At 71.4% G+C, this 26,801-nt stretch carries 20 protein-coding genes, 1 tRNA gene and 1 pseudogene; 14 read left to right on the forward strand and 8 right to left on the reverse strand.

Annotated features, from left to right (window positions below; genetic code table 11):
* The gene (locus GEMRO_RS0121405) at nucleotides 1–1,461 is read right to left on the reverse strand and encodes an MDR family MFS transporter (protein WP_027135644.1); all 1,461 of its coding nucleotides are present in this window, start codon (nucleotides 1,459–1,461) and stop codon (nucleotides 1–3) included.
* A gap of 168 nt (nucleotides 1,462–1,629) precedes the next feature.
* On the opposite strand from GEMRO_RS0121405, the gene GEMRO_RS31040 reads away from it, so the two are divergent.
* The 3 genes from GEMRO_RS31040 (at nucleotide 1,630) to GEMRO_RS31050 (ending at nucleotide 3,274) form a co-directional block, all read left to right on the forward strand.
* Nucleotides 1,630–1,842, forward strand: coding sequence for a DUF2934 domain-containing protein (locus GEMRO_RS31040; protein WP_035485778.1), 213 nt, complete (start codon nucleotides 1,630–1,632; stop codon nucleotides 1,840–1,842).
* A 47-nt stretch (nucleotides 1,843–1,889) separates the two neighbouring features.
* Nucleotides 1,890–2,726, forward strand: coding sequence for a universal stress protein (locus GEMRO_RS31045; protein ID WP_051329322.1), 837 nt, complete (start codon nucleotides 1,890–1,892; stop codon nucleotides 2,724–2,726).
* A gap of 86 nt (nucleotides 2,727–2,812) precedes the next feature.
* Nucleotides 2,813–3,274 (forward strand): potassium channel family protein, encoded by a 462-nt coding sequence (locus GEMRO_RS31050; protein WP_035485780.1) that lies wholly within the window; start codon nucleotides 2,813–2,815, stop codon nucleotides 3,272–3,274.
* Between the two features lie 15 nt (nucleotides 3,275–3,289).
* On the opposite strand, the gene GEMRO_RS0121425 is transcribed toward GEMRO_RS31050, so the two are convergent.
* Nucleotides 3,290–4,276, reverse strand: a complete 987-nt coding sequence (locus GEMRO_RS0121425) for a zinc-dependent alcohol dehydrogenase family protein (protein WP_027135645.1) — start codon at nucleotides 4,274–4,276, stop codon at nucleotides 3,290–3,292.
* Between the two features lie 259 nt (nucleotides 4,277–4,535).
* Between GEMRO_RS0121425 and GEMRO_RS31055 the strand changes: the two genes are divergently transcribed.
* Both GEMRO_RS31055 and GEMRO_RS32940 read left to right on the forward strand, forming a co-directional pair.
* On the forward strand, nucleotides 4,536–4,841 hold the full coding sequence (locus GEMRO_RS31055) for a hypothetical protein (RefSeq protein WP_051329323.1): 306 nt from the start codon (nucleotides 4,536–4,538) through the stop codon (nucleotides 4,839–4,841).
* Between the two features lie 62 nt (nucleotides 4,842–4,903).
* Nucleotides 4,904–5,452, forward strand: coding sequence for a hypothetical protein (locus GEMRO_RS32940; protein WP_051329324.1), 549 nt, complete (start codon nucleotides 4,904–4,906; stop codon nucleotides 5,450–5,452).
* 9 nt (nucleotides 5,453–5,461) lie between these two features.
* Here GEMRO_RS32940 and GEMRO_RS0121440 read toward each other — a convergent pair whose 3' ends face one another.
* The 3 genes from GEMRO_RS0121440 to GEMRO_RS32945 form a co-directional block, all read right to left on the reverse strand.
* The gene (locus tag GEMRO_RS0121440; protein WP_027135646.1) at nucleotides 5,462–6,016 is read right to left on the reverse strand and encodes an Hsp20/alpha crystallin family protein; all 555 of its coding nucleotides are present in this window, start codon (nucleotides 6,014–6,016) and stop codon (nucleotides 5,462–5,464) included.
* Between the two features lie 392 nt (nucleotides 6,017–6,408).
* Complete coding sequence (locus GEMRO_RS0121445) at nucleotides 6,409–6,756, reverse strand: hypothetical protein (RefSeq protein ID WP_157505688.1); 348 nt, start codon at nucleotides 6,754–6,756, stop codon at nucleotides 6,409–6,411.
* Nucleotides 6,757–6,901: 145 nt separating this feature from the next.
* Nucleotides 6,902–10,531, reverse strand: coding sequence for a PAS domain-containing hybrid sensor histidine kinase/response regulator (locus GEMRO_RS32945; RefSeq protein WP_051329325.1), 3,630 nt, complete (start codon nucleotides 10,529–10,531; stop codon nucleotides 6,902–6,904).
* A 309-nt stretch (nucleotides 10,532–10,840) separates the two neighbouring features.
* On the opposite strand from GEMRO_RS32945, the gene GEMRO_RS0121455 reads away from it, so the two are divergent.
* The 8 genes from GEMRO_RS0121455 (at nucleotide 10,841) to GEMRO_RS0121490 (ending at nucleotide 22,480) form a co-directional block, all read left to right on the forward strand.
* A complete protein-coding gene (locus GEMRO_RS0121455; protein ID WP_027135648.1) occupies nucleotides 10,841–12,073 on the forward strand; it encodes an aminotransferase-like domain-containing protein in 1,233 nt (410 codons plus the stop codon).
* 4 nt (nucleotides 12,074–12,077) lie between these two features.
* Complete coding sequence (locus GEMRO_RS0121460; protein WP_027135649.1) at nucleotides 12,078–12,710, forward strand: glutathione S-transferase N-terminal domain-containing protein; 633 nt, start codon at nucleotides 12,078–12,080, stop codon at nucleotides 12,708–12,710.
* Nucleotides 12,711–12,993: 283 nt separating this feature from the next.
* Nucleotides 12,994–14,079: a S1 family peptidase gene (locus GEMRO_RS31070; RefSeq protein WP_169728426.1), complete on the forward strand. Its 1,086-nt coding sequence runs from the start codon at nucleotides 12,994–12,996 to the stop codon at nucleotides 14,077–14,079.
* Nucleotides 14,076–15,716: a hypothetical protein gene (locus GEMRO_RS0121470; RefSeq protein ID WP_027135650.1), complete on the forward strand. Its 1,641-nt coding sequence runs from the start codon at nucleotides 14,076–14,078 to the stop codon at nucleotides 15,714–15,716. The genes GEMRO_RS31070 and GEMRO_RS0121470 overlap by 4 nt, the downstream gene beginning before the upstream one ends.
* Nucleotides 15,717–15,726: 10 nt before the next feature.
* Nucleotides 15,727–18,684: a virulence factor SrfB gene (locus GEMRO_RS31075; protein ID WP_035485783.1), complete on the forward strand. Its 2,958-nt coding sequence runs from the start codon at nucleotides 15,727–15,729 to the stop codon at nucleotides 18,682–18,684.
* The gene (locus tag GEMRO_RS0121480) at nucleotides 18,681–21,332 is read left to right on the forward strand and encodes a virulence factor SrfC family protein (RefSeq protein ID WP_027135651.1); all 2,652 of its coding nucleotides are present in this window, start codon (nucleotides 18,681–18,683) and stop codon (nucleotides 21,330–21,332) included. Before GEMRO_RS31075 ends, GEMRO_RS0121480 begins: the two co-directional genes overlap by 4 nt.
* Entirely contained in the window at nucleotides 21,332–22,312 is a 981-nt protein-coding gene (locus GEMRO_RS0121485; protein WP_027135652.1) for a hypothetical protein, read from the forward strand. The genes GEMRO_RS0121480 and GEMRO_RS0121485 overlap by 1 nt, the downstream gene beginning before the upstream one ends.
* Nucleotides 22,313–22,405: 93 nt before the next feature.
* A tRNA-Lys gene (locus GEMRO_RS0121490) sits at nucleotides 22,406–22,480 on the forward strand.
* A 49-nt stretch (nucleotides 22,481–22,529) separates the two neighbouring features.
* Here the strand turns inward: GEMRO_RS0121490 and GEMRO_RS31080 are convergent.
* Together GEMRO_RS31080 and GEMRO_RS31085 are read right to left on the reverse strand one after the other, a co-directional pair.
* A complete protein-coding gene (locus tag GEMRO_RS31080) occupies nucleotides 22,530–23,330 on the reverse strand; it encodes a Stf0 family sulfotransferase (RefSeq protein WP_051329327.1) in 801 nt (266 codons plus the stop codon).
* 56 nt (nucleotides 23,331–23,386) lie between these two features.
* Nucleotides 23,387–25,000 (reverse strand): annotated as a pseudogene (locus GEMRO_RS31085) (MFS transporter).
* Nucleotides 25,001–25,084: 84 nt separating this feature from the next.
* Here GEMRO_RS31085 and GEMRO_RS31090 point away from each other — a divergent pair.
* Nucleotides 25,085–25,909 (forward strand): helix-turn-helix transcriptional regulator, encoded by an 825-nt coding sequence (locus GEMRO_RS31090; RefSeq protein ID WP_035485786.1) that lies wholly within the window; start codon nucleotides 25,085–25,087, stop codon nucleotides 25,907–25,909.
* 31 nt (nucleotides 25,910–25,940) lie between these two features.
* Here the strand turns inward: GEMRO_RS31090 and GEMRO_RS32950 are convergent, their stop codons facing one another.
* Nucleotides 25,941–26,684, reverse strand: coding sequence for a hypothetical protein (locus GEMRO_RS32950; protein WP_051329328.1), 744 nt, complete (start codon nucleotides 26,682–26,684; stop codon nucleotides 25,941–25,943).
* Between the last annotated feature and the right edge of the window lie 117 nt (nucleotides 26,685–26,801).

Here is a 26,801-nt window from a genome sequence, read left to right on the forward strand (position 1 = left end):
TCAGGCCGTCCGCGCCGCCGGCCGCTGGGTGGGGATCAGCCAGCAGGTCAGGCAGGCCAGCACGGCGATCGCCAGGATCCCCCAGAAGCTCAGATGCAGGGACTGGTGGAGGACCGAGCGGATGCCCGGGTCGCTGGCGGCGTCGGCCAGGCCGGTGCGGCTCTCCAGGACGGCATGGACCCGCCCGACCGCATCGCCGGCGGCGAACCGGGCGATGCCGAGATTGAGGATGGCGCCCATCGCGGTGGCGCCCAGCGTGTTGCCGAGGCTGCGGGCGAACAGGTTCGAGGCGGTGGCGCTGCCGCGGGTCGCCCAGTCGACGCTCTCCTGGATCAGGATGATGCAGGTGATGCTCAGCAGGCCCATGCCGAAGCCCATCACGAACGAGCCCGCGCCCGCCAGCATGGGCGGGCTGCCCGGCGCCAGGAACAGGAGCACCGAGGCGCCGAGCGGGAACATCACCCCGCCAAAGCGCAGGGTGCGCCGGATGCCGAACGCCTTGTAGCAGCGGCTGGACACGGTGACGGCCAGCGGCCAGCCCAGGATCAGCATGGTCAGCGCGAAGCCGGCCTCCACCGGCGAGCGGCCGAGCACGCCCTGGACATAGAGCGGCAGCACGGTGGTCAGGCCGATCAGCGCCATGCCGGCCAGCACTGTGGCGGTGTTGCAGATCGCGACCAGGGGCCGGCGCCAGAGCTCCAGCGAGATCATCGGCTCGGGTGCCCGGCGCTCCTGCCAGAGGAAGGCGATGCCGGTCGCCAGGAACAGGCCGCCAAAGCCCAGGATCGGCCCGGGCGAGGCGCCGGCCTCGGTCAGCATCACCAAGAGCGAGACGATCGCCACCGAGAACAGGCCGGCTCCCAGATAGTCGATGCTGCGGGCGCGGCGCTCGACCCGCTCGTGCAGGAACAGGAGCAGGCCCGCGATAGCCAGGATTCCGAACGGGATGTTCAGCCAGAAGATCCAGGCCCAGTGCAGGCGGTCGACGATCAGGCCGCCGGCCAGCGGCCCCACCACCGCCGAGGACGCCCAGACGGCGGAAAGCATGCCCTGGATCTTGCCGCGCTCCTCCAGGGTGTAGAGGTCGCCAACGATGGTCATGGTGACCGGCTGGATGGCGCCGGCACCCAGGCCCTGCAGCAGCCGGAACAGGATCAGGGACGGCATCGACCAGGCGAAGCCGCACAGGAGCGAGGCTGCCAGGAACAGGCCGGCCCCGCCGATCAGCACCGGCCGGCGGCCGAACATGTCGGACAGCTTGCCGTAGATCACGGTGGTGGTGGTCTGCGCCAGGAGGAAGGCGGAGAACACCCAGCTGTAATAGGAGAAGCCGCCGAGCTGGCCGACGATGTGCGGCATCGCGGTCGCGACGATGGTAGCCTCGATCGCGACCATGAAGGTGGCGAGCGCGATCGAGGCCACGATCAGCGGCCGGCGCAGCGGTGGGTTGGGGGCGGACATCGGGCTTCCCGTGGAACGTTCCGTGCCCGGGAGAGATCTGCCTGGACGGGACGCGGGACAAGGCCGGATCGCTCGGTCCGCAGCGTCCGGGTGGCAATTGATCTGGATCAAGGCGGCAGGGCCTCCCCCTGGGCTAGACAGGATGCGTCGCGTTGAAGCAGCGATGCCATGAACGGGCGGGACCGGCCGATGGACGAGGATCTCCTGCAAGAAATGCGGGATCACGCCTATCTTCTCTGGGAGCAGGAGGGGCGGCCCGGGGGCCGGGTCGACGAGTTCCGGCTGTCCGCCAGGCGTGAGGTCCGCGCCGCGGGCGACGGTCCGGCGCAGGCCCTGGGCGAGAAGGCCGAGCAGGACAACAGCACGGCCGGATCGGCCTGAGCCTTTCGATCCGCACCGGCCGCCGCAGAACGACAGAGGAGAAGGCCATGCCCTATCGGACCATCCTGGCCGGGCTGATCTGCGAGGACAGCCCGGCGCCGGACGCCCTCGTCGCCTATGCGGTCGGGCTGGCGGCGCACCAGAACGCGCACCTGGCGTTCAACCTGGGCGTGCCGCGCATCCCGATGCCCAGCGCGTCGTTCATCCCGATGGTCCGCGAGGTCGTGGACGAGGCCAATGGCCAGCGCTGGAAGGCCGCCGAGGACCTGGCCGCGTCCTGCCGCGACCGGGCGGCCCTGGCGGGTGTCGCCAGCAGCAGCAATGTCCATTTCGACAGCTATCACCTGGTCCGCGCAGAGACGGTGCGCCAGGCCCGCAGCACCGACCTGGTCGTGCTGCAGCGACGCGACGATACGATGTCCCTGGAGAATGACCTGATCCAGGCGGTCCTGTTCGATTCCGGCCGGCCGCTCATCCTGGTGCCGCCCGGCTGGAACCGGCCGTTCGCCCTGGACCGGGTGATGGTCGCCTGGGACGGCGGCAGCAAGGCGGCGCGCGCGGTGGGCGACGCCGCCGCCCTGCTGGGCATGGCCGAACAGGTGGAGGTGGTGAGCGTCGCCGGCGATCCGGACCGGTCCAAGCATGTCAGCGGCCTGCAGATCGCCCGCCACCTGGCGCGAAGCTGCCAGCAACTCTCCTCCACCGAACTGCCGGTGCAGAGCAACGATGTCGGCGCCACCCTGTGCGGCCATGCGACCGCGACCCGGGCGGACCTGCTGGTGATGGGCGGCTACGGGCATTCGCGCCTGCGCGAGATGGCGCTGGGCGGCGTCACCCACGACATGCTGGCGAAAGCGCCCCTGCCGGTGCTGCTGTCCTACTGACGCCAGGCACCCGGTTCCGGTAACCACGAAGGTCCCAGGGCGGCGGCCTGGCCAGGCCGCCGCCCGACCAGGCCGGAGCCGGATGGATGATCGTCGCCATTCTCGTCACCATCCTGCTCGTGGTGACCACGACGCTGGTGCTCTACGAGACGCTCCGCTTCACCTCCAATCATCTGACCGAACTGCCGCTGCCGCCCAGGGCCCGGATCCTGGGCGTGGTCCTGGCGGCCTTCGTCGGCCACACGATCTCGGTGTGGATCTATGCCGTCGCCTACTGGCTGCTCGTGGTGCACTGGCCGATCGGATCGATCGCCGGGCTGCCGGTGCAGGACTTCCAGGACTGCCTGTATTTCTCGGTGGTCACCTACACGACGCTGGGATTCGGCGACCAGGTGCCGGTGTCCCATCTGCGCCTGATCGCCGGGGTGGAGGCGCTGAACGGGCTGGTGCTGATCGGCTGGTCGGTGTCGTTCACCTATCTGGTGATGGAGCGCTACTGGCCGATGCACGCGCCGCGCCTGGGGCGCCGGACGGGCAGGGACCAGTAAGCAGGACCCGGCGGCTCACGGCACCAGGACCGCTGCGCCCTGGATCCGGCCGTGGCGCAGGTCGGCGATCGCCGCGTTGGCTTCCTCCAGGGGATAGACGGTGGTCTGGGTGCGGATGTCCGCCTGGCGGGCGATCTCCAGGAACTCGACCGCATCGGCCCGGGTCAGGTTGGCAATCGAGACCAGCCGCCGCTCCTCCCACAGGAGCCGGTAGGGGAAGCTCGGGATGTCGGTCATGTGGATGCCGCCGCACACCACCGTGCCGCCCTTGCGCACCGCCGCCAAAGCGAGCGGCACCAGGTCGCCGACGGGCGCGAAGATCAGCGCCGCGTCCAGGCGCTCGGGCGGACGCTCGTCCGAGCCGGCGGCCCAGACGGCGCCGAGCTGGCGGGCGAAGATCTGGGCGGCGGCATCGCCCGGGCGGGTGAAGGCGAACACCCGCCGGCCACGCCAGCGGCAGAGCTGCGTCAGGATGTGGGCGGCGGCGCCAAAGCCGTAGATCCCGATCGTGGTGGCCTCGGGGCCGGCCGCCTTCAGGGTGCGCCAGCCGATCAGCCCGGCGCAGAGCAGGGGGGCCGTCGCCACCGGATCGGCAAAGCCGCCAAGGCCGAAGCTGTAGGCGGCGTCGGCGACCACGTGCGAGGCGAACCCGCCATCGCGGGTGTAGCCGGTGAACGCTGGCCGGTCGCACAGGTTTTCCTGGCCCGAGCGACAGTAGGAGCAGCAGCCGCAGGTGTGGCCGAGCCAGGGCACGCCGACGCGCTCGCCGAGTGCCAGGTGGGTGACGCCGCTGCCCAGCATGTCGACGATCCCCACGATCTCGTGGCCGGGGATGACCGGCATCCTGCCCGGCGGCAGGTCGCCGTCGACCACGTGCAGGTCGGTGCGGCACACGGCGCAGGCCTCGACGCGCAGCCGGATCTCGCCTGTGCCTGGGATCGGGTCCGGACGCTCGACCAGCTGGAGCGGCGTGCCCGGTCGCTGAAGCTCCATCGCGCGCATCCAACCAGTTCCCCGTGCTGCGGCCTTCTGTCCCAGGCGGGACAGGCGGCATGCCCCGCGAGTCCCCCCGGACGGACCTTCTCTAGCGCGCCCGCGCCGCGCCTGCAGTGATCTGGATCAATCGGCCCAAGCGCCGGCAGCATTCTGCCTGGGCGGACTTGATCTAGATCAAGGAATCCATGCCGCCGATGAGGCAGTTTCGGCCCCGGCCGCCGGCTGCCGCCGGAGGTCCCAGGTTCATCGGACAGGGAGGATGGCGATGAAGCCGGATGGAGACAGCAGGGCCCAGGACGGGCTTGCCGAGATGCAGTCGCAGATGGTCGGGTGGTGGTGCTCGATGATGGCCCTGCCGCTCTCGATGAGCGTGGAAGCGATGCGCTTCACCAGCCGGCGGCTGTCGGCCCAGGCGGACAGCCTGGCGAAGCTCGCCCAGTGCCGCACCTTCTCCGACGCGGCGACGGCCCAGTCGCGCTTCGCCGAGCGGATGGTCGCCGATTATCGGGACGAGGCGCAGACCGTCGCCCGGGAAGTGCAGGAAGCCATGCCCTCCACCAGGGTGGCATGACGGATCGTCAGGCAGCGGCATGCCCCTACGCCGCTGCCTCGTTTCTTGAAAGGATCGAGGTCATGAACTTGGCAGCGGAACCGGAACTCATTCCGGGGCTGTTCTGGGTGACCTTGCATCGGCCGGAGCCGCCGGGATCCTCCGCGGCCGGCGGGGTCACCGGCTACCACCTGCTGGCCCCGCTGGACAGCACCGGCCGGCTGGACCCGATCAGCCTGCGTCGCCACCGCCATGGCTTTCCGGTGCTGCGCTACTCGGTCGGCGCGCCGGTCCTGGTCGGATGCCTGCGCCACCGGACCAGCGGTTCCGGCTGGACCGGCTGGAGCATCGACCACGACCCGGGGGCGTCCTCGGACGGGGAGGGAAGCTGCCGCCTCGACGGTGAGATCCTCCGCGTGGGAAGGTCGGTCACCCTGATCGGCCAGCGTGGCCCCGGCGTCTACCTGGTCACCGACGTGTCCGACCCGATGCCGGGCTGTGTCCGCCGCGAACTGCTGCGCGCCAGCCACGCCGTGCCGATCCCGGCGGCCTCGCCGGCACCGGGCATCGTCGCCCGGCGGGAACGGCCGGTGCCGCACTTGGCCTTCCCGCCGGGACGATGGACCGGCTGACCTTGAGGATCAGCCGCCCTTCACGTCGATCCGGCGCCGCCGGCTGGCAGCGTCGGATCGCTTGCGGACGGTGATGGTCAGCAGGCCGTTCTTCATGCTCGCGTCGATCTGCTCGGGATCGGCGTCCTCGGGGATCGGGAAGGAGCGCTGGAACGCGCCGTAGCGCCGCTCCGCCACGATGTAGTCGTGGTGCTCCTCGGTCGATTCCTGGCGGCGCTCGCCCTTGATGGTGAGGACGCCATTGGCCAGGGCGATGTCGACATCGGCCTCGGTCAGGCCGGGCAGCTCCGCGGTGATGCGGTAGTCCTTCTCCCGGTCCGCGACATCGACCACCGGCGCCTTGGCGTCGAACATCGACTGCAGGCGGCGCCAGGGATCGGCGTCCAGGCGGTGCCGGCGCAGCATCGCGAACGGCGCGGTCGTGAAGAAGTCGTCGAACAGGCGATCGACTTCCTGGCGCAGCCCGCTCAGCGCGGCGCCGCCCGCCGGCGCCCCCGTCTTGCCGGCTCCGGTGGACTTGTCGGGTTCCGTCGGTTCGCCCGGGCGTTCGTTCTCTTGGCTCATGATCCCGCTCTCCCAGCCATCCTGAAGGAGATGTCCGGCCGACAGGATAGCATAACGGGGAGGTCATGCACGGGATCCGGGCGGGCCGGCCGCGGCGCCTCAGGCGGCGGCCGGCCCGGACCGATGCGCCGGTTGCGGCGCGAGCATAGCCCAGAATCCATGACGGCGGTCTCGGCGACGAAGCGTCGTTGCGCCGCGCCGTCCGTCGGCAGGCCCCGCTCCAGGCACCAGTTCTGGAAGGTGGCAGGGTCGAGATGAACCTTCGGCACCAGCCCGCCGGCGGCCGCGGCTTCCCGGCACCGCGCGTCGGCCGCCTGGACTGGCGTGGTGCCGCAGGATGACCCATGACGGCCTCCTGGGCCTCATCGGCAACATCGTCGCGGCACGACCTGTCAGGGGCGCTGCTCGCCGGTCATCTCGACGACCTGGCCCTGCACCAGGGTGAAGGTCCGGGTTTCGAAGCCATTGCAGGTGTTGGCGAAGTTGTCGGTGGAGCGGCGCTGGTCCGACCAGAAGTAGCGTACCTGGACCACCAGGCGGTCCGGTGCGGAATCGAGGATCTCGGCCCGGGTCACGTCCATCTCCGGCAGGACGCAGCGGGCGCCTTTCTCCCAGGCATGGCCCCGGTAGTAGTCCTCGATGGCGGCGACCGCGCCCGGATGGTCCGGCAGCGGCTGCGTGGTGCTGCACCCGGCCAGGGCCAGGACGATCCCCAAGGGCAGAATGGCTTGCCTGCTCATCTGTGCTCCTACTCGACATGCCAGCGCCCGTGCGAAACGGCCAGAAATCGCCCCGGTGCCAAGAACCGGAGCGCCTGGCCATCACGGCCACCGGATCTTCTCCATGGAGGGGCCAGGCTCGCGCAAGCTCCTGGCCGTCCCCTGTTCAGGCGGCGGCGGCCTGGGCCCGTACCGCGGCGCCGGTCGCCGCCAGCGCGTCGTCCAGGAGGCCCAGCAGGCAGGCCGGATTCTCGTGGCTGCGCAGGCGGTCCTCGACCGCACCGGCCAGGGCGGAGATCCGCGCCAAGCCGAACGTGCCGGCGGTGCCGCGCAGGCGGTGCGCCTCCTGGGCCAGCACCACCGGATCACCCAGTGCCGCGTGCAGGCGGGCGCAGCTCTCGGTGGCTCCGTCCAGGCCGCGGGCCAGCATCTTGGCCAGCATGGCCGGCGGCATCCGTGCGGCCATGCCGTCGATGAGGGTCCGGTCGAGCAGCGGGCGGGCCAGGGCGGCCTCCAGCCCGGACGGCGGCGGCGCCGGAGCGGCCGGGGCGGAGGCCAGGCCCTCCGCCCCGCCGCTGGCGATGGCCGCCAGGGTGGCGAACAGGTCCGGCCAGACCACCGGCTTGGTCAGGCAGTGGTTCATGCCGGCGCCAAGATAACGGGCGCGCTCGCTGGCCATCACGTTGGCGGTCAGCGCCACGATCGGGGTAGCGCCCGCCGGGGCCGGGAACTGGCGGATCCGGCGGGTCGCCTCCATGCCGTCCATCACCGGCATCTGGACGTCCATCAGCACGACGTCGAACCGGTCCGCCGCCACCCGCGCCACCGCGTCGGCGCCGTTCTCGCACAGGATCACCTCGTGGCCCTGCCGGGTGAGCATGATGCTCAGCAGTTCCCGGTTCGCCACCACGTCGTCCACCACCAGCACGCGCAGGGGCAGGGGCGGCAGGGCGGGCTCGGCGGTCTGGGCGACCATCGCCGCCGAGTCGCCGGCCGGCAGGTCGACCTCGACCCAGAACACGCTGCCGCGGCCGACCTCGCTCTCCAGGCCGATCGACCCGCCCATGGCGTCGATCAGGCGGCGGCAGATCGCGAGGCCCAGGCCGCTGCCGCCGAAATGGCGGCTGGTCGAGCGGTCGGCCTGCACGAACGGCCGGAACAACTCGCCCTGCCGCTCGGCCGGGATGCCCACGCCGGTGTCCTGCACCTCCAGACGCAGCCGGTGCGCCCGGTCGCTGCATGGACGCTCGGCCACCCGCACCACGACGGCGCCGCGCGGGGTGAACTTCAGCGCGTTGCCGATCAGGTTGACCATTACCTGGAGCAGGCGCTTGGGATCGCCCTGGACGACCAGGCCCTGGGGCAGGCCGGATTCGACCCGCAGATCCAGGCCGCGCTCGGTGGCCTGGGGCGAGAGCAGGGCGCAGGCCTGTTCCACCAGCTCCGACGGGGCGAAGTCGACCTGCTCCAGCTCCAGCCGGCCGGCCTCGATCCGCGAGAAGTCCAGGATGTCGTTGATGATGCTGAGCAGGTGGCCGCCGGAGCGTCGGATGGTTTCGACATAGTGGAGCTGCTGGCCGCTCAGGCCCTCGGCGGCCAGCAGCTCGGCCATGCCGATCACCCCGGTCATCGGCGTGCGGATCTCGTGGCTCATCGCGGCCAGGAACTCGGTCTTGGCCCGGCTGGCCCGCTCCGCGGCCACGGCCAGCTCGCGCATCTCGCCCGCCTGCTTCTCCAGCCGGGCGTGGGCCTCGGCCAGTTCCATCGCATGGCGCTTGGTCCCGGTGATGTCGCGGGTATGCCCGACCAGCCCGGCGATCCGGCCCTGCCGGTCGCGCAGCGGCACCTTCAGGGCCATCACCCAGCCTTCGCTGCCGTTGGGATAGTAGATCGGCTGCTCGACCATGCCGGGCGAGCCTTCCGCCAGGATGGCCAGCTCGTCCTCGCGATAGCGGTCGGCCAGCTCGGGCGGGTGCAGGTCGCTGTCGGAGCGGCCGATCAGCAGGGCCGGGTCGGCGATGCCGAACGAGGCGGCGGTGGCCTGGTTGGCGACCACGAAGCGCAGCTGGGCATCCTTGGCGTAGACATGGTCCGGCAGGATCTCGACGATCGCCCGGTAGAGCTCGTTCTCGCGGCTCTTCGCCTCCAGCGCCGCCTCGGCCTTCTTCTGCTCGGTGACGTCGATCAGGAAGGAGTCCAGGAAGCGATTGCCGGCGCCGTCGTCGACCAGCCAGTGCACCCCGCGCATCCAGCGGCCCTCGCCGCCGTCCAGGTCGAGCAGGCGGAACTCGATGACGAACGGGATGCCGTCCCGGCGCAGCCTGGCGTCCAGCCGGGCATAGGCCTCCCGGTCGTCCGGATGCATCGCCCGGTACCAGGCGGCCATGTCCGAGCCGCCATGGCGAAGGATCAGCCGGGCCAGGGCCTCGGCATCCGCGCCATAGACTACGACCTCGTCCCCAGTCTCGCCGGTGCGGAACGATTCCCGGGTGAACACGATCCCCTGCAGGTTCTCGACCAGGGAGCGGAAGCGCTGCTCGCTTTCCTGCAGCTGGCGCTGGCTGCTCCAGGCCGCGGTGACGTCGCGGGCGGTGCCCCGGTAGCCGCGGAAGCGGGAGTCCTTGTCGAAATGCGGCAGGCCGTTGAAGGCGATCAGCAGCCGCTCCTGGCGGGCGGTGGCGAGGGCGAACACCACCTCCCGGAAGGGCCGCCGGTCCGCCACCGCCTGGCGGTGGTGATCCAGGCCGCTCTCCGCAGGATCCTGGATGCGCCAGTGATCGATGCCGCGCCCGAGAACCTGTTCCATCCGCAGGCCGGTCACCGCCAGGAACCGGTCGGACACCCAGGTGAACCGGCAGGCCTCGTCGGTCTCCCAGGCCCAGTCCGAGGCGGTCTGGGTGAAGTCGCGGAAGCGGCGTTCGCCGTTCCGGCGGGACTGGGCCTCGTGCCGCCAGCGCAGCGCCAGCAGCACGAACACGAGCATCAGCACCAGCCCGCCGGCCACCGGCGGCACCAGCCAGGTCATTGTTTCCGAGCCGGGACGGTGCGGAGACCAGGCCAGGTAGCCGACCGCCTGTCCGTCCAAGCCAGTCAGCTCGGCCGACGCCAGGGAACTACGTCCCTCCAGGCTGACTGCCAGCAGGGGCGCATCGAGCTCGATGGTGCTGCTCAGGCTCGCCAGGAGGTCCTCGCCGATCTCCTGGCTGAACAGGAGCAGGGGAGTCGGGCCCGGGCGGTTGTCCACGCCGACCCGCGCGGCGCCGGTCAGGAAGAACCGGGAGCCGGCACGTAGGAACGTCACCAGGGGTTGGCCGTCGTCCTGCTGGTCCAGCCCGGCCTGCAGCCGGGCAAGATCCCCGGCCGAAACCAGAACCGCCGCCGGGCCTTCCACACCGCCCCGATGCGCGTAGGCGACCCCGCCCGTCCGGTCGAGCAGGGCGGCGCCATAGCCGTAGATCCCCTCCAGGCGTCCGCCGAGATTGGCCCGCATCCAGGCCAGGTCGACGTGCGGGGGGCCGTGCTCGATCAGTTCCTGCAAGGTGGCATAGTCGGTGGCCACCGCGCGCATCCGCTTGCTCAGGCCGTCGAGGGTGACCTCGACGCTGCGCTGCTCCAGCGCCCGCTGCTCGACATCCTCGTTGTGCAGATGGAGGTAGAGCGCGCCCGAAATCGTGACGACGCCCAGGAAGAACAGGCCGCCGATGAAAGGGAGGAGGCGTGTTTCCAGGACCCTGCCGATTGCCCATCGAGGGGTGGGGTCGCGTCGGGAGGTGGCGTCGAGCGTGCAGTCGGGCATGTTGTTTCGTATGATCCGGAAATAGGCAGGATCGTTTGCTGTCGAGAGTCAAGGAATGAACGAATTTTCTTCGGATGCTGCCCGCAATGATGGAAGTGATTTCCTGGTTCTTGCATCCGTCAAGGATAATGCGGAGGTTTTTGCATAGAGCAACATCGCGTACTGCCGCAGCACGCTCCGGCCGGGGCCGAGCGCGATGGCGGTCGTCCAGGGTGACAAGGGGGTGACACCGGTCGGCTCCTGGGCTCTGCTCCGGCGGCCGACAGGCCGACGCCTGGACGAGCCAGATCACGGGAGCCAGCTCGACCGATGACCCTGACGACCACCGGGTTCGCCTTCGCGGACCTGTTCGCCGCCGGCCTGCCGGCTGCCGCCGCTCCCTGGAGCGGGTTTCCCCGCTTCAACTTCGTGGGCGGCCACAACGACCCGGGCCTGGTTCCGGCCGAGGCGCTGGCCGAGGCGGCGGCCTCCGCCCTGCGCGCCGACGCCGACAAGCTCGCGATCTACAATCTCGGGCAGGGGCCGCTGGGCTATCTGGGCCTGCGGGAGTTCGTCGCCGGCAAGCTGGCGCGGCGCGGGATCGCCGCCACCGCCGACAGCGTGCTGATCACCTCCGGCTCGCTGCACGGGCTGGACTATGTCAACACGCTGCTGGTCGAGCCGGGCGACACCGTGCTGATGGAGGAATTCACCTATGCCGGGGCGATCGCCAAGGTGCGGGCGCGTGGGGCCGAGGTGGCGGCGATCCCGCTGGACGGCGACGGCCTGCGCATCGACGCCCTGGAGGCGAAGCTGGGCGACCTGCGCAGCCGGGGCATCCGACCGAAATACATCTACACCATCCCGACCATCCAGAACCCTACCGGCTCCGTCCTGCCGCTGGAGCGCCGCCACGCCTTGATCGAGCTGTCCCGCCGCTTCGGCGTGCCGATCTTCGAGGACGAATGCTATGCCGACCTGACCTGGGCGATGGAGGCGCCGCCGGCCCTGTTCGGGCTGGCACCCGGCCAGGTCCTGCACATCGGCTCGTTCTCCAAGTCGCTGGCCCCGGCCTTGAGGGTCGCCTACCTGACCGCGGCCGAGCCGGCGCTTGGCACCATCGTCGCGGGAAAAAGCGACGGCGGCACCGGGGCGGTCGACCAGATGACGGTCGCCGCCTATTTCGGCCGGCATTTCGACTCCCATGTCGAGCGCCTGTCGTCGGGGCTGCGCGACAAGCTCGACACGATGGTCGAGGCGGTGGAGCGCGAGTTCGGCACGGCGGTGGAGATCTGGCGGCCCAAGGGCGGCATCTTCCTGTGGCTGAAGCTGCCGGACGAGGTCGACGTGCGCCGGCTGGTGCAGCCGGCCGCGTCGCGCGGGGTGGCGTTCAATCCCGGCCCGGAATGGGCGGTCGACGCCGAGGCCGGCCGCAGCCATCTGCGCCTGTGCTTCGCGCTGCCCGGGTATGACGAGATCCGCCAGGGCGTCGCCGAACTCGCCGCCGCCTGCTTCGAGACCACCGGCATCCCGGCGCGCGGCGCCAACACCATCCGGAGCTGACCCGATGATCGATCTCTACACCTGGTCCACCCCGAACGGCCGCAAGGTCTCGATCCTGCTGGAAGAGCTGGGCATGCCCTACCAGGCCCATGGCGTCGACATCACCAAGGACGAGCAGTTCGCCCCGGACTTCCTGCGGATCAGCCCGAACAACAAGATCCCGGCGATCGTGGACCGGGACCACGGCCTGGCCCTGATGGAATCCATGGCGATCATGGTCCACCTGGCCGAGAAGGGCGGGCGGTTCCTGCCGCAGGCCGGCGAGGCGCGGCTCCGCGTCCTGGAATGGCTGGCCTGGCAGGTCGGCGGGTTCGGCCCGATGCTCGGCCAGGCCCATCACTTCCTGAAGTTCAATCCGGGCAAGGCGCCCTATGCCGAGGAGCGCTTCGGCACCGAGGTGAAGCGGCTCTACCGGGTGCTGGACACGCGGCTGGCCGGCCATGCCTTCGTCGCAGGCGAATACTCGATCGCCGACATGGCGATCTGGCCGTGGGCGTCGCGGTTCGAATGGCAGGGCATCGACCTGAACGACTACCCGAACGTGCGCCGCTGGTACCTGGAGATTGCCGGCCGCCCAGCGGTGCAGCGGGGCTACGACGTGCCTAAAGTCACCGGGCCGATCCCGCTTCCCGCCTGACCTGGCGGCCGCAGGAGCGGATAAAGATTGCGGGCGTGTCATGTAACGGACATACAACACCTCGACAGGGCAGATCCGCTTCGATAGCGTCGCGGACGCCGCCTCCATATTCGCGGCCGCGCCACGCTCCGGCTGGCCGTGATAGGTGTCGTTCCTGGTGATCGAGCGCTGATATGAAGTCCGGCTGCGTCGTGCTTGGGCATGATCCGGAGCCGCCGCAGAGCCGGCGGCGACCGCCGGGACAGCCATGCGCCTGGCCTTTGCCGCCCGGGGACGGACGGGGATGAGCCAGGACGGGGCGCCGTCGCCGCAAGCATCGGCCACCAGGCGACGGCCGCGCGGGGTGTTGGTCGCGTGCATCCTCGCCGCTTTGGTGCTGGGCTCGTTCCTGATCCCGGGCGTGCTCCTCTATCCCGGGCCGCGCCTGTCGCCGGAGGAGCGGGTCCTGATCGCCCTGCAGAAGGAGGCCAACCAGGCGCTGGCGCATCAGGTCGGCCAGATGCGCCAGGACCTTTCCGGCGAGGTCTGCGTGGCCGACTCCCGCCTGCTGCGGCCAGGGCCAGGCGGGGCGGCGGTGCCGGCCTCCGATGCCGAAGCCCAGGCCCTGCTGCCGCCTCCGGTCGAGCGGATCGCGGCGCCGCCCGCCAACGGCAAGGGCACCAAGCCATCCGCTCCGGAACGCTCGCTGGCCGACCTCCTGGACGAGGCGACCGTGCTGGTGATCGCGCGCAAGGCGACCGGCACCGGCTTCGGGACCGGGTTCTTCGTGGCGCCCGGCCTGATCGCCACCAACCTGCACGTGGTCGGCGACCCGCCCGCCCCGGAGGTCTGGGTGACCAGCAAGGCGCTGGACCGGGTGACCCGCGCGCGGCTGGTGGCGCGCTCGGAGCGGATCGAGGTGGGCGCCCCCGATTTCGCGCTGCTGCAGATCGACGACGACGAGGCGATCCCGCCGCTCAGTCTGGCCTCGCCGGCCGAGCGGCTGCAGAACGTGATCGCCTCGGGCTTCCCCGCCCTGGTGATGGACACCGATGCCGGCTTCCGCCGGCTGCGCCAGGGCGAGCTGGACGCCGTCCCGGAGATGGCGGTGAGCCAGGGGATCGTCACTGCCCGGCAGTCGCCGTCCGGCACGCCCTTGATCCTGCACACCGCCGCGGTGTCGGGGGGCAACAGCGGCGGGCCGCTGGTCGATCAGTGCGGGCGGGTGGTCGGCATGAACACCTTCATCCGCACCGAGAAGGACCAGGCGGCGCGGATGAACTACGCGCTGGCGACCGACGCCCTGGCGACCTTCCTGGCCAGCGCCGGGGTCCAGGTGACCGTGGCCTCCGACGTCTGCCGGCCGAACCGGCTGGGGGCGTCGCCATGAACCGGCAGTTCGTGTGCGAGACCAGCTTTGCCGGCCTGCGCCCGCTCGGCATTGGCGGGCGGCGGATCCAGGAATCCTGGCACGAGATCGACGCCGCCCTGCGCGCCAATCTGGGCGAGGACCATGCAAGGCTGTTCGCCGAGCCGGTCGCGGGCGCCGGGGTCACCAGCTGGTTCGCCGAGCCGGAAGGCGAGGCCATCGTTTATTCCCGCCTGGACGATGCGGCCAAGCGGGCGCTGATCGCCCGGGTGGAGGAGCTTCTGGCGGCGGTCCGCGCCCGGGTGGCCGACCTGAAGGGTGCTGGCCAGGCAGCGCAGCGCCGGCTGGGCGAGGCGCTGGAGCGGGCCCTGTCGGTGCCGGGCCCGCTGGCCGACCGCGAGTTCCTCTACGCGATCCGGACCATCACCGGCGACCCGGACCGGCCGGTGGTGACCGACCTGCCGGTGCTGGTGAACTGGGGCACTCGCGACGACGTCCCCGACCCGCCCTTGGCCGTGCTGGAGGATTTTTTGCGCGGCGAGGCGCTGCGCCTCCTGCCGCCGCCGGCACCGCCGGAGGAAGCCGACCGACCCCAGGCGGCCTCATCGGTCCAGCCAGCGCCCGGGACGGACCGGCTCGCGCCGCATGAGGCCGCCATCTTGCGAGAGCCGGAGCGCCCGGTCCCGGAGCCGCCGGTGCCGGACGATCCGGCGCCGGACGTCTTTCCGGCAGGGGAGGTGCGGGACGAGACCTGGTCCGATCGCCCCCTGGACGACGACCCCCGGGACGAAAGCCCCCCGGACGAGGATCCTCCGGCCCGAGCCGGGCCGGCGGAGGAGCCGGCGCCGCTCTGGCTCACCCCGGAGCCGGCCCCGGAGCCGACCGGCACGGCGCCGGTGGAGGCGCGGCCGAGGACCTGGCCGTGGTGGCTGCTGCTGGCGGTCCTGCTGGCCACCATCGTGGCGATGATCCTGCCCACCTGCGGGGTGCTGGTGCCGTTTCTGTCCGCCTGCCGGGTGGATTCCAGCGACCTGGCCGGGCTGCGCGCGGAAGGCCGGCAGCTCGAGCAGCAGATCGCCGCCCTGCAGCAGCAGGCCGCCAGCCTGCCGCCCTGCGAGAACGCCGACACCGCCGGCGCCAACGGGCCGCCGCCAGCCGGGGTGGCGACGCCGCCCCCGCCGCCCGAGGCCGCGACCGCCCAAACCATCCCGGTGGTGCCGCCCGAGGAGCAGGGCCGGATCGAGCAGCTCGACCGGGCGGTGGTCGAGGCGGGCGGCAAGGTCGACGAGGTCGCGGTGACGCTGCAATGGCAGGCGGCCGGCGACCTGGACCTGCGGGTCTACTGCCCGAACGGCTCGCTGATCGACTTCCAGCTCAAGAGCCGGCCGCAGCCCTTGTGCGGTCGTGGCCGGCTGGACGTGGACGCCAATGTCGACGACGAGGAGATCAGCGCCAACCCGATCGAGAACGTGAGCTGGCCAGGCAAGCCGCCGAAGGGGCACTACGAGGTGGAGGTGCACAATTTCAAGAGCCGCCCGCCCGTCACGGGCCCGGTGCCGTTCGCGCTGCGGGTGCGCAAGGGCGGCGAGGACCGGCTGATCGAGGGGACCGTCCTTCCCGGTGAGCGGCGGCGTATGTATGAGTTCGAAATTCCTTGAGACTGGTCCGATGCTGAAGACGCTCGTGCAATTTCCCGAAGTGACCAGCCTCGTGATGAACACCGGCATCCAGTTCCTGGACTTCGGGCTGGACGAAGCCCGCGTCGCCCGGCTGACCGGCCATTTCTGGGCGGAGCCGCCCGGCAGCGGCGCGGACGCCGATTCCGCCCGTTTCGTGCTGCATCCGCTGTTCGAGGGGAAAGACGGTTCCTGGCGCTACGCTGCCGACGGCGCGGCGGACGGCATCCCGGCGCCCGAGGAGGGGCTGTACGAATACCGGGCGGCCCGCGCGCTGGACGTGTTCGACGGGACCTGGCTGCCGGTGCCGTTCCTGCGCCAGAAGGAGCAGGCCGGCCCGGGCGGGCCTGGCTACGACAACGGCCCGACCAACTGGGCCAGGGTCCATGTCCGCCGCCAGGACGCGCCGGACCGCGACGGCCACACCCACCGGGTGGTGCTGGCCTTCGACACGGTGCTGCTCGACCGCTCCGCCACCGGCCCCTACGCGGCGCCCGAGCCCAACGACGCGGTCGACGACGCAAGGTTCGCCTTTGTCGCCGACGGGGTGAAGAACCGCTGGTTCCTGGCGCTGGACTGGGTGCGCAGCTGGATCGCCGACGCGTACCTCGCCGGGCGCAGCCGCGACCGCAAGCGGCCCCTGCAGCTGGAGGACCTGGCGGAGCCCGGCGAGTACTGGGCCGCCTACCTGGTGCTCCTGCAGGCCCTGGAGGAGGCGCTGCGCCTGCCGGTGCTGCGCTTCGTCGACACCCTCACCGATTCCCTGCGCAACGAGCCGATCGACGTCGACCTGGTGGTCGATGTCGGCAACAGCCGGACCTGCGGGATCATCATCGAGCAGCCCAAGGACCGCGGCGTGGTCGATATCGGCCAGGCCTACCGGCTGGAGCTGCGCGACCTGTCCCGGCCGGAGCGGGTCTATGCCGACCCGTTCGCCAGCCGGATCGAGTTCGCCCCGGCCAGCTTCGGGCGCACCGACCTCAGCCGGCGCACCGGGCGGCGGCGCGACGCGTTCTGGTGGCCCTCGCCGGTCCGGATCGGCCCGGAGGCGGAATGGCTGGCCTCGTTCTCCGACGGCACCGAGGGCGTGTCCGGCCTGTCCAGCGCCAAGCGCTATCTGTGGGACGACGCGCCAAGGCCGCTGCCGTGGGTGAACAGCCGCGGCCCGCTCCCCAAGAGCCAGCGGGTGCCGCCGATCAGCGGGCCGATGACCGCCAGGCTCACCGAGAGCGGCGAGCTTGCGGTGCAGGGCCAGGTCGGGATGCAGCCGCTGTATTCGCGCTCCTCGCTCTACACGCTGATGATCGCCGAATTGCTGATCCACGCCCTTTGCCAGATCAACGCGGTGGCGGTGCGCGAGCAGCGCGCCCATGCCGGGCTGCCCAGGCGGCTGCGCTCGCTGATCCTCACCATGCCCTCGGCCACGCCGCTGGCCGAGCAGCGGATCATGCGCAAGCGGATCATGGCGGCGATCGAGCTGGTCTGGCAGACCATGGGCTGGTCGGCCGAGGACGGGCTGCACCGGCGCCCGGACGTGATGCTGGACTGGGACGAGGCCACCGCCACCCATCTGGTCTGGCTGTTCAACGAGATCAGCTACAAGTTCCGCGGCAACGCCTTCGACCTGTTCGGGCTGATCGGCCACGACCAGCCGGACGGCCGCACCCTGCGGATCGCCAGCATGGACATGGGCGGCGGCACCACCGACCTGATGATCGTCGAGTACAAGATCCGCCACGGCAACGAGCAGACCATCGAGCCGGCCCAGCTGTTCCGCGAGGGCTTCCGCCAGGCCGGCGACGACATCGTGCAGGCGGTGATCGAGCAGGTGGTGCTGCCGGACCTGGCCCATGCGCTGGGGCGGGCAGGGGTGGCGCGCCCGCACCATGTCCTGTCCGACCTGTTCGGCGGCAACCGGGTCGGCCAGACCCAGCAGGAGCAGGCGCTGCGCGCGCTGCTGGTCAACCAGCTCCTGGTGCCGGTCGCCCTGGCGCTGATCGCCGCCTACGAGCAGTCCGACCCGCGCCGGCCTGCCCCGCCGGTCCATCGCCGCTGCCTGGACCTCCTGGGCCAGGACCGGCTGTCGCCGCCGGTGCGCCAGCATCTGCTGCGGGCGGCCGAGCAGGCGGGCGCGCGCGGCTTCGATCTGGACGAGATCGAGTTCACCATCGACGCCGCCCTGATGGGCGGGGCGGTCCACTCGGTCGCGGTCGGCATGGTCGAGGACCTGTGCGACGTGATCCGCGCCTATGACTGCGACGTGCTGCTGCTGACCGGCCGGCCGTCCCGGATGCCGGCGGTGCGCGACCTGGTCTATGCCAACCTGCCGCTCTCGCCGGACCGGGTGGTGCCGATGGACCGCTACGAGGTCGGCGGCTGGTATCCGTTCCGCTCGCTCGACTTCCTGATCCAGGACCCCAAGACCACCGCCGCGGTGGGCGCCCTGCTCTGCCGGATCTGCGAGGGGATGACCCGCGGCTTCGTGTTCCGGGCCAGCCGGCTGAAGATGCGCTCCACCGCCCGCTTCATCGGCGCCATGGACCTGGACGGCCGGATCGTCGCCCGCAACGTGCTGCTGGCCGATGCCGACCTGGACACCGGCGAGAACGTGGAGAGCTTCACCCTGACCATGGGCGGCCCGGTCCTCTTGGGCTTCCGCCAGCTGCCGCTGGAGCGCTGGAAGACGACCCCGCTCTATTATGTCTACTTCACCGACCCGGCCGGGCTGGCCCGGCTGGCGACCCCGCTCAAGCTCACCTTCGAGCGGATCGAGCGCGCCGACGCCACGCTGGAGGACTTCCGGCTGGCCGAGGTGGTGGACGCCGAGGACCGTTCGCGCCGGGACAAGGTCGGCTTCCGCCTGCAGACCATCCCGATGGACCAGGAGGCCACCGGCGGATACTGGCTGGATACCGGGGTCCTGCGCACCCTGGGGCTGGGCGCGTCATGAGCGGCGTGGACGTGCAGGCTGGGGACATGCCGGCCAACGACGCGCGGGCCAAGGACCTGGAGCTGGCGGCGCGCGCCCGCCGGCTGGCCGAGACCGCGATGGGCGGGCTCGCCTGGTTCCGCGACAATCCGGGCCTGGTCGGCAACCGGCTGGAGGCGCTGGAGCGCACCTGCCGCCAGCATGCGGTCGAGGCGCGCCGGCTGGCCAACGCCGCTGAGCGGCCGATGTCGGTGGGCGTGTTCGGCGCCAGCCAGGCCGGCAAGTCGTTCCTGATCGGCAGCCTGATCACCCCGGCCGGGCGGCCGGCCAAGGTGCTGTTCGGCACCGGCGCCCAGGCGGTCAAGCGCGACTTCCTGGAGGAGGTCAACCCGCAGGGCGGCAAGGAGACCACCGGCGTGGTCACCCGCTTCTCGATCCGGCCGCACCCGACCCCGCCCGGCCACGACGTGGTGCTGCGCCTCCTGCGCGAGATCGACATCGTCAAGATCCTGGCCAACGCCTTCGTGTTCGACCTGGGCGCCCAGGCCGATCCGGACGCGCTGTTCACCGCCGAGCGCCTGGCGGCCCTGGAGGCGGCGATGCCGCCGCGCCGCCGGGCCGGCCGGGTCGACACGCTGGTGGTCGAGGACGTGTTCGAGCTGCGCGCCTACCTGGCGCACAGCCTGCCGCGCCATCCGCTCTCGGAGCGGGCCGGCGCGCCGGCCGCCCGCTACTGGGCCTGCGCCGAGGCGGCGGCACCCTATCTTTCCGCGGCCGACCGCACCGAGCTCCTGGCGCCGCTCTGGGGCGAGCTTCCGGAGTTCACCCGGCTCTATCGCGAGCTGAAGGACGCGCTGGACCTCCTGGGCGACGCTCAGCAGGGTGCTGCCGACTTCGCCTACGTGCCGCTCGACACCATCACCGAGCGAACCCGCAGCCTCGTCCATGTCGACACGCTGCTGGGCCTGGACGGCGACGACCCGGCGGCCGCGGGCCTGGTCCCGGTGCTGGTGCCGGGGCGCCCGGTCGTGCTGCTGCGCAAGCCGGTGGTGACGGCGCTCACCGCCGAATTGCGGGTGGTGCTGGACGAGCCGGCCTGGCCGTTCTTCGAGCACACCGACCTTCTGGACTTTCCCGGCGCCCGCTCGCGCGAGGATTCCACCCCGGACCGTCTGCTGCGCGCCAAGGACAAGCCGCAGGCGCGCGCCTACTGCTTCCTGCGCGGCAAGGTCGCCGTGCTGTTCGACAAGTACGCGGCCGACCTCGACCTCAACACGATGCTGCTGTGCGTGGGCGACAGCAACCAGGACGTGGCCAAGCTGCCGGAGCTGGTCCAGGACTGGGTGGGCGTCACCCATGGCGCCACCGCCGAGGAGCGCGCCCGGCGCGCCGGCCGGCGCACCAGCCTGTTCTTCTGCCTGACCAAGGCCGACAAGCTGTTCGACTTCAGCACCGGCACCGAGCCCGCCCAGTCGGTCGCCAACCGGCTGGACAGCAGCGTCAGCAAGTTCTCCGGCTGGACCAGGCAATGGCTGCCGGGCCGGCCGTTCACCAACCTGTTCTTCATCCGCAATCCCAAGGGCATCCAGCGCGAGGACCTGTTCGACTATGCGGTCGCGCCGGAGCTGCCTGCCGGGGCGATGCCGCCGGAGGCGCGGCTGCGGCCGGACAAGGCCCAGCTGGTCGAGCGCTACCGCCAGGCCTTTCTGGCCGATCCCATGGTCCGCACCCATGTGGCCGACCCGGCCGGCAAGTGGGAGGGGATGCTGGCGCTCAACGACGGCGGCATCCGCCTGCTCGCCGAGCAGCTGGCCCCCGTCTGCGACCCCGACCTGAAGTTCGACCAGGTGGCACCCAGGGTCGCAGCACTGGCCGACGAGCTGGAGGGCGAGCTCGCTTCCTTCCACGAGGCCGGCGACCTGGCCGCCCGGGTCGAGCGGCGCCTGGAGGGGATCGAGCCGGTGATCCTGGCGTTCGAGCACCGGCCGATGCTGTTCGGGCCGTTTCTGGCCGAGCTGCAGGCGAGCACGGCCCGGCTGGCCCAGCGCTTCTTGGAGATCGCGCGGCGGCAGATCCTGGCCGGTCCGGAGCGCTCGGTCCTGGGGCTGCGGGCGGACCCGGCCCGGCCGGCGCCGATGCGCTTTGGCGATGCCGCGGTGCAGGTCTGGCTGGACGACCTGGAGCGCAAGGCCGGCGACGAGGAGCTGGCCCGCGCCTTCGGGCTGACCTGCGAGCATTTCCGGGCGGTGGTGGGCGAATTGGCGGTGGGAGCCAGGCGCTTTGGGGTGGCGCAGCGGGTCGAGGCGCATGTCCGCGCCACCGAGGCCTTTGCCCAGACCGCCGGCGACGTCATGCACCGGGTTGCCTTAGGCAGCGGGCTGATCATCGACCGGCTGGTCAACCTCCTGGGCACCGACCTGCGCCTGCCCGACCAGGCCGAGGTGCCCGTCCTGCGCAAGCCCGCCCCGCTCTCGGTCGGGCAGCTGCCCAGCCTCTCGCCGGACAAGGGCCAGATGGAATCCGAGCGTTTCGAGCGGGCGCGGTTCTGGCTGCTCGCCTTGCGCCTCCTGACGCGCGACAATGCCGCCTGGGGCCAGGGTGGCCTTGTCGATGTCGAGCAGAACCGGCGCCTGGGCCTGCTGCTCGACGGCCTGCGCGGATCGAAGTGATGCGTCACGTCCAAGCGCTGCTGGAAGATGCCGACGCCGGTGCCGGTGGGCGCGCCCGGCTGCGCTTCGCGCCGGTCCCGCCGGAAAGCCGCCACGCCCATCTGGCGGTGCGCCGCAGCGACCCCGCCACCCCCTGGCTCGGGCCGAACGGCTGGCAAGTCGCCGAGCACCGCTTCCTGCCGCTGGAGGCGGCGTTCGACGGCGACGCGCTGGTGCTGACGGTCGGCCGCGAGATCGTGGACGCGGTGCCGGAATTCAGCGTGGTCGAGCTTCAGCTGCCCGAGTTCGGCATCTCCAGCAAGGTGAGCTGGGAAGGGGTGATCCCCAGCTACGGCGCGTTCGAGCCGGACCCGCCGCGCGACTCAGGCCCGGTCCGCCCGCCGGACATGCTGGTGGTGCCGCCAGGGGAGCGGCCTCGCTCGCCTCCGCCTGCGCCCGTGCCGGTTCGGAGCCGGCCGGTCCGGGCGGCGTTCGTGATCACCCCGGCGCGGCTGGTGGTGCTTCGCGCCCTGGACCACGACTTGAAGGAGCCGCTGCCGGCCCCGGATCCGGGCGAGGGCCTGCCCGGCCTGCCGTTCGCGGAGCTGGCCCGGGCCTTTCGCGGCACCCTTCGGATCGAGACCGACGGCACCGCCAGGATCACCGGGCAGGACGGCATGGGGCCGCCCCGGCGCCTGCGCTTCCGGGTGACGCCCGGCGGCGGCAGTGTCGTGCAGGCCCTGGACGGCCATCCGTTCGGCGCCCAGATCGGGCCGTCCGAGGCTCAGGCGGGCGTGTTCGGCCTGAGCCATGCCGCCCTGGCCGCGGCCGGCAGCGGCCAGCTGGTCCTGGATCCCGCCAGCCTCACGGCGACCCTGGTGGAGGACAGCCTCGGCCACGACCCGCTGCCGCCAATCCGCCCCCGCCGCTCTTTGCTGGTGCCGGCCCTGGGCGTGGTGGCGCTGGTCTGCGTGGGCGGGGCGACGGTCCTGCTCTGGTAGCCGGCTTTCCCGGCCAAACCCGCACCTCTTCGTTTGCGGCGGCCAGCCAGATCGGCTAATCCCGTCCCGCCGCGGGCCGTCGCGCCTGCCAAAGGATCCCTAGCTCAACGGTAGAGCGTCCGACTTTTAATCGGCCGGTTCCGGGTTCGAATCCCGGGGGATCCACCACGACGCCGGGGCGCACCGGCGCCTTCGTGATCTGCCTCGAGCTCCAGGATCATCCGCTTGCCGAGCAGGCGCATGCGGTCTCGCGCGGTCCGTCCAGGGCCGCCTCGGCCCGGAAGCGGGCGATCCAGTCCCGGCTGACCGGGTCCGCCATCTTCCTGAGCTCGGGCTCGACCCGGTCGGCCGCCCGCCGGTCCAGGCCCAGGCGATCCAGGAGATGGCGCAATGTCCCGATGGGCGATTCCGAGAGCTGGTCGTAGCAGATGCGGACAGGCTCGATCCCTTGCTGCGTGAACCATCTGTTCCAGCCGCGATCATAGGCGGTCATGGTCTGGACGCAGTCTTTGATCCGCCCGTAGTCGTAGTCTGGGGCACGATGCGGAGCGGTCCGCTCCAGCTCGGAGCCGTCGCTCGCCACATGCCAGAGGCCGGTCTGCTGCGCCTTCAGGTGCGAGACGGCCTGGGCGACCTTGTCCGCCCTCGCCAGGTGGATGAACAGCGTCGGCCCGAAGGCGCGCGCGATGCGCTCGCGGTCGCTTGCCTCGGCGGCATACAGGGTCGCCAGCTTCTCCAGAAGGAAGTCGAAGCCAAGGCGCTGCTGGCGAAGGCCGAAGATCGGGGTGCCGCTGCGCCCCTTCCGGATCGCCGCGCGAAGGATTACTGCGACCAGTTCCGGTTCCGTCGCCGCCGTTCCCGGATCGACGCCAAGCCTCGTCATCCAGTCCTGGAGGGACGGGCGGAAGAACAAGGAGGCGGGCGCCCCGGCCACGGCGGTCGCCGCCAGCATCCGGCACAGCAGCGTGCTTCCGCTGCGCGGCGACGTGCAGATCATGTAGGAGGCGCAGGATGTCATCGGCGGCTCCCTAGCCATCTCCCACGATGATCGGATGACAAAAATGCTGGGAAGCGTCATCCGGGGGATCCTTCCCGGTCCTGCGAGCGCGCTTCGCCCGGCCGCGGATGCCCCACATGCCGCAGGGTCAGCGCCGCGAGGACCGCCAGCCCCGCCACGGCGAGCGCGCTGAAGGCGGACGCGCTGTTCAGCCCGGCGACAAAGGCGGCCTTTGCGGCGTCGAGCAGCCCGGCCGGCAGACGGTCCGCCATGGCCGACGCTGCTCACAGGCTGTCGCCGAGCGCATCGCGCGCGCCCTGGGGGAGGTTGGCCGGCCGGTGGTCCAGCATCGCCTGGCGATAGATGGCGGATGCGAGGCTGCCGAGAAGGGCGATGCCGAGGGAGAGGCCCAGCTCCTGCACGGCCTCGGACAGGGCGGCGGCCGAGCCGGCTTTATGCGGTGGCGCCGAGCCGATCACGAGGTCGGTGCCAAGCGCGGCGAGGGTGCCGAGCCCGGCATAGGCCAGGGCGAAGCCGGTGACGACCACGACGAGGCTGGTCGCGTGGGCTTCTTCGGCGCCGAGCAGGGCCAGCATCAAATAGCCCAGGGCCGACAGCCCGAGCGCGCCGGCCACCACGACGGCCGGCCCTGCATGCCGGGCGGCCAGCGGCGCGCCGATGCCGGCCACGGCCATGGCCAGGGCCGGTGGGCCCATCCAGATCCCGGCCGCCAAAGGCGTCAGGTCCAGCACCAGCTGCAGATGCTGGGTGACCAGCAGCATGGTGCCGCCCACCGGCACCAGGCCCAGCAGCAGCACGACCAGGGCGAAGGTGAAGGCCCGGTGGTTGAACAGGCCCAGATCGAGCAGCGGGTCGGCAAGCCGCCTTTGCCGCCGGACGAACAGAAAGGCGAGGGCCAGGCCTGTCCCGATCGCGGCGAGCACGGCCGGATCGATGCCGTCCTTGGCGGTCTGCTTGATGCCCTGGACCAGCGCCAGCATGGCGGCGATCGCGAGCGCCATGCTGGGAAGGTCGAGCCGCCGGCTGCCCGGCGCGCGGTATTCCGGCAGCAGGACGGGGCCCAGCAGGAGCACGAGGGCGAGGATCGGGACGGCGGGCAGGAAGGCGGCACCCCACCAGAACTGCGTCAGCAGGATGCCGCCTGCGACCGGCCCCATCGCCATGCCGAGCGCGAACATGGTCGCCCAGATCCCGACCGCCACCGCCCGCCGGGAGGGATCCGGGAAGAGCGTGCTGATCAGCGCCAGGGTCGACGGCATCAACGTGGCGCCGGCCACGCCGAGGGCCGCCCGCGCCGCGATCAGCATGGCGGCGCTGGTGGAGAACGCCGCCAGCACCGAGGCGGCGGCAAACGCGGCGGCCCCGATCATCAGCAGCCGGCGCCGCCCGAGGCGGTCGCCTAGCGTGCCGGCCGGGATCAGGAAGCCCGCGATCATGAAGCCATAGGCATCCATGATCCACAGCGCCTGCGTGGCCGAGGGGCGCAGGTCGGCGGCCAGGGCCGGCAGGGCCAGATGCAGCAGGGTCAGGTCGAGACCGAGCAGGACGGTCGGCAGGGAGAGCAGCGCCAGGCCCAGCCAGGCGCGCATCTCCGATCGGCCGCGCCGGCCCGGTCTCGCCCGGCCCGCAAGCGGTGGTTCACAAAGCGTCGTATCGGCACGAGAAGTCATGTCGCCTCCTTGTCGGAGGCGAAGATTCGGGCAGGATCAGCCTGTCACAATGTTGGAACTTATCCTGGTACTGCGAGCAACATCTTGGCCGGCCGCACCCTTGCCTGCACGCGTGGCGAACTCTCCGAGTTCCTGGTCCGGCACCGGGCCAGACTCAGCCCGGCCGAAATCGGCCTGCCCCATGCCGGCCGGCGCCGCACCGCCGGGCTGCGGCGCGAGGAGGTGGCGCAGATCGCCGGCGTCGGGCTGACCTGGTACACCTGGTTCGAGCAGGGACGCGACATCCAGGTCTCCGAAAGCTTCCTGCTGCGGATCGCCCGGGCCCTCAGGCTGGACGACGCCGAGTGCTGCCACCTGTTCCTGCTGGCGCACCGCCGCCCGCCGCCGCTGGAACCCGCGCACTGGCCGACCGTCACGCCGCTGATCCAGCAATTGCTGCACGACCTGACCCTGCGCCCGGCCTATGTGCTGAACCTGCGCTGGGACGTGGTCGCGTGGAACGCCGCGGCCGACCGCCTGTTCGGCTTTGCCGGCCGCGATCCGGCCGGGCGCAACTTCCTGCGCATGGTGGTGGGCGATCCCGGCCTGCGTCGCCGCCTGCCGGCGTGGCCGGAGGACGCCTCGCGGCTAATCGCCCAGTTCCAGCGCGACCTGGCGAGTGCGCCCGACGATCCCGCCATGCGCGGCCTGATCGAGCAGCTGGAAAGCCTGGCACCGGAGGCCGGGCAATGGATCCGCCAGCCGGGTCTGGTCGACCCCGGCCATGGGATCGGCTCCCTCCTGGATCCGGACGGGCGGCGCGTCGATTTCCAGCACGAGACGCTGACGGTGGACGAGCATCGCCACCTGAGGATGATCGTGTATTTCGAAGCGCCGCGTAGGCTGGGAGGTAGCTCGGAAGCGGCCTGAACCGGCGACGGGCCCGGCACAGCGGGCAGGTTCAGCCGCCGCGACGGGGATCCGGGCCAGGGCGGTCGGATGCCTTGGCGGCCAGGTCGCGGATCAGCTGGATGAACTGGCGGTGGGCGCGGCTGTGCGGGTCGGCCAGTTCCTCGGCACCGTGGGCCGCGGTCAGGTGGTTCAGCCGGACCAGGGTGCGGATCCGCTGGCGGCGGTTCAGCTTCAGGTCGCTGGAGCGGTGCCGGAACAGGATGCGGCCGAGCTCGCCATCGCCGAACAGGGCATTCAGCTCCGAGCCGGTGACGTAGACCAGGAACAGCGCCAGGATCCAGGTCTGGACGAACAGGAAGTGACGCCAGGAGAATTCGTCGAGGGTGAAGGGGAGGAAGCCGGACAGGCCGCCGCTCTCGATCAGGTAGTGCACGGCGGCCTCGATCAGCCGGGCGATCAGCACGAACAGCCAGTAGACTGCCGTCTTGAACAGGATCGGCTGGATCAAAGGCGCCGTGTCGAAGCGGCGCAGGAACGGCATCACGTCGGCGACCAGCACCGCCTTGCCGACCACCAGCGCCGCGGTGGTGGCCAGGAGGAAACCGCCGATCCCCTGGCCCTGGTCCTCCAGCGCCAGGTTCATGGTGAAGACCACCAGGTTGAAGCCGACCGCGAAGAACAGCACCGGCGGCAGCATGTGCTTGAACTCGCGGATGACCAGGCGCAGGAGGCGGCGCAGCCGTCCGTCCTGCTGGCCGCCGGTGGCGGTGATCGGCTGGGAGTGGTGCACCATGCGAGCCTCCGTCCCGGGCAGCCCGACCTGGCGGTGCCGGCGGAACCCCCTTTGCAGAGCGCGGATTGACCCGCAAGGGCTACATCGGCGCTCCCGTCCGCGCGTAGCGGCTCCCCG

It is taken from the genome of Geminicoccus roseus DSM 18922, from assembly GCF_000427665.1.
Lineage (GTDB): Bacteria > Pseudomonadota > Alphaproteobacteria > Geminicoccales > Geminicoccaceae > Geminicoccus > Geminicoccus roseus.

Coding starts and splice junctions, on each gene's coding strand:
- GEMRO_RS0121405 (WP_027135644.1), bottom strand. CDS start 1,461: ATGTCCGCCCCCAACCCACCGCTGCGCCGGCCGCTGATCGTGGCCTCG.
- GEMRO_RS31040 (WP_035485778.1), top strand. CDS start 1,630: ATGAACGGGCGGGACCGGCCGATGGACGAGGATCTCCTGCAAGAAATG.
- GEMRO_RS31045 (WP_051329322.1), top strand. CDS start 1,890: ATGCCCTATCGGACCATCCTGGCCGGGCTGATCTGCGAGGACAGCCCG.
- GEMRO_RS31050 (WP_035485780.1), top strand. CDS start 2,813: ATGATCGTCGCCATTCTCGTCACCATCCTGCTCGTGGTGACCACGACG.
- GEMRO_RS0121425 (WP_027135645.1), bottom strand. CDS start 4,276: ATGCGCGCGATGGAGCTTCAGCGACCGGGCACGCCGCTCCAGCTGGTC.
- GEMRO_RS31055 (WP_051329323.1), top strand. CDS start 4,536: ATGAAGCCGGATGGAGACAGCAGGGCCCAGGACGGGCTTGCCGAGATG.
- GEMRO_RS32940 (WP_051329324.1), top strand. CDS start 4,904: ATGAACTTGGCAGCGGAACCGGAACTCATTCCGGGGCTGTTCTGGGTG.
- GEMRO_RS0121440 (WP_027135646.1), bottom strand. CDS start 6,016: ATGAGCCAAGAGAACGAACGCCCGGGCGAACCGACGGAACCCGACAAG.
- GEMRO_RS0121445 (WP_157505688.1), bottom strand. CDS start 6,756: ATGAGCAGGCAAGCCATTCTGCCCTTGGGGATCGTCCTGGCCCTGGCC.
- GEMRO_RS32945 (WP_051329325.1), bottom strand. CDS start 10,531: ATGCCCGACTGCACGCTCGACGCCACCTCCCGACGCGACCCCACCCCT.
- GEMRO_RS0121455 (WP_027135648.1), top strand. CDS start 10,841: ATGACCCTGACGACCACCGGGTTCGCCTTCGCGGACCTGTTCGCCGCC.
- GEMRO_RS0121460 (WP_027135649.1), top strand. CDS start 12,078: ATGATCGATCTCTACACCTGGTCCACCCCGAACGGCCGCAAGGTCTCG.
- GEMRO_RS31070 (WP_169728426.1), top strand. CDS start 12,994: ATGAGCCAGGACGGGGCGCCGTCGCCGCAAGCATCGGCCACCAGGCGA.
- GEMRO_RS0121470 (WP_027135650.1), top strand. CDS start 14,076: ATGAACCGGCAGTTCGTGTGCGAGACCAGCTTTGCCGGCCTGCGCCCG.
- GEMRO_RS31075 (WP_035485783.1), top strand. CDS start 15,727: ATGCTGAAGACGCTCGTGCAATTTCCCGAAGTGACCAGCCTCGTGATG.
- GEMRO_RS0121480 (WP_027135651.1), top strand. CDS start 18,681: ATGAGCGGCGTGGACGTGCAGGCTGGGGACATGCCGGCCAACGACGCG.
- GEMRO_RS0121485 (WP_027135652.1), top strand. CDS start 21,332: ATGCGTCACGTCCAAGCGCTGCTGGAAGATGCCGACGCCGGTGCCGGT.
- GEMRO_RS31080 (WP_051329327.1), bottom strand. CDS start 23,330: ATGACATCCTGCGCCTCCTACATGATCTGCACGTCGCCGCGCAGCGGA.
- GEMRO_RS32950 (WP_051329328.1), bottom strand. CDS start 26,684: ATGGTGCACCACTCCCAGCCGATCACCGCCACCGGCGGCCAGCAGGAC.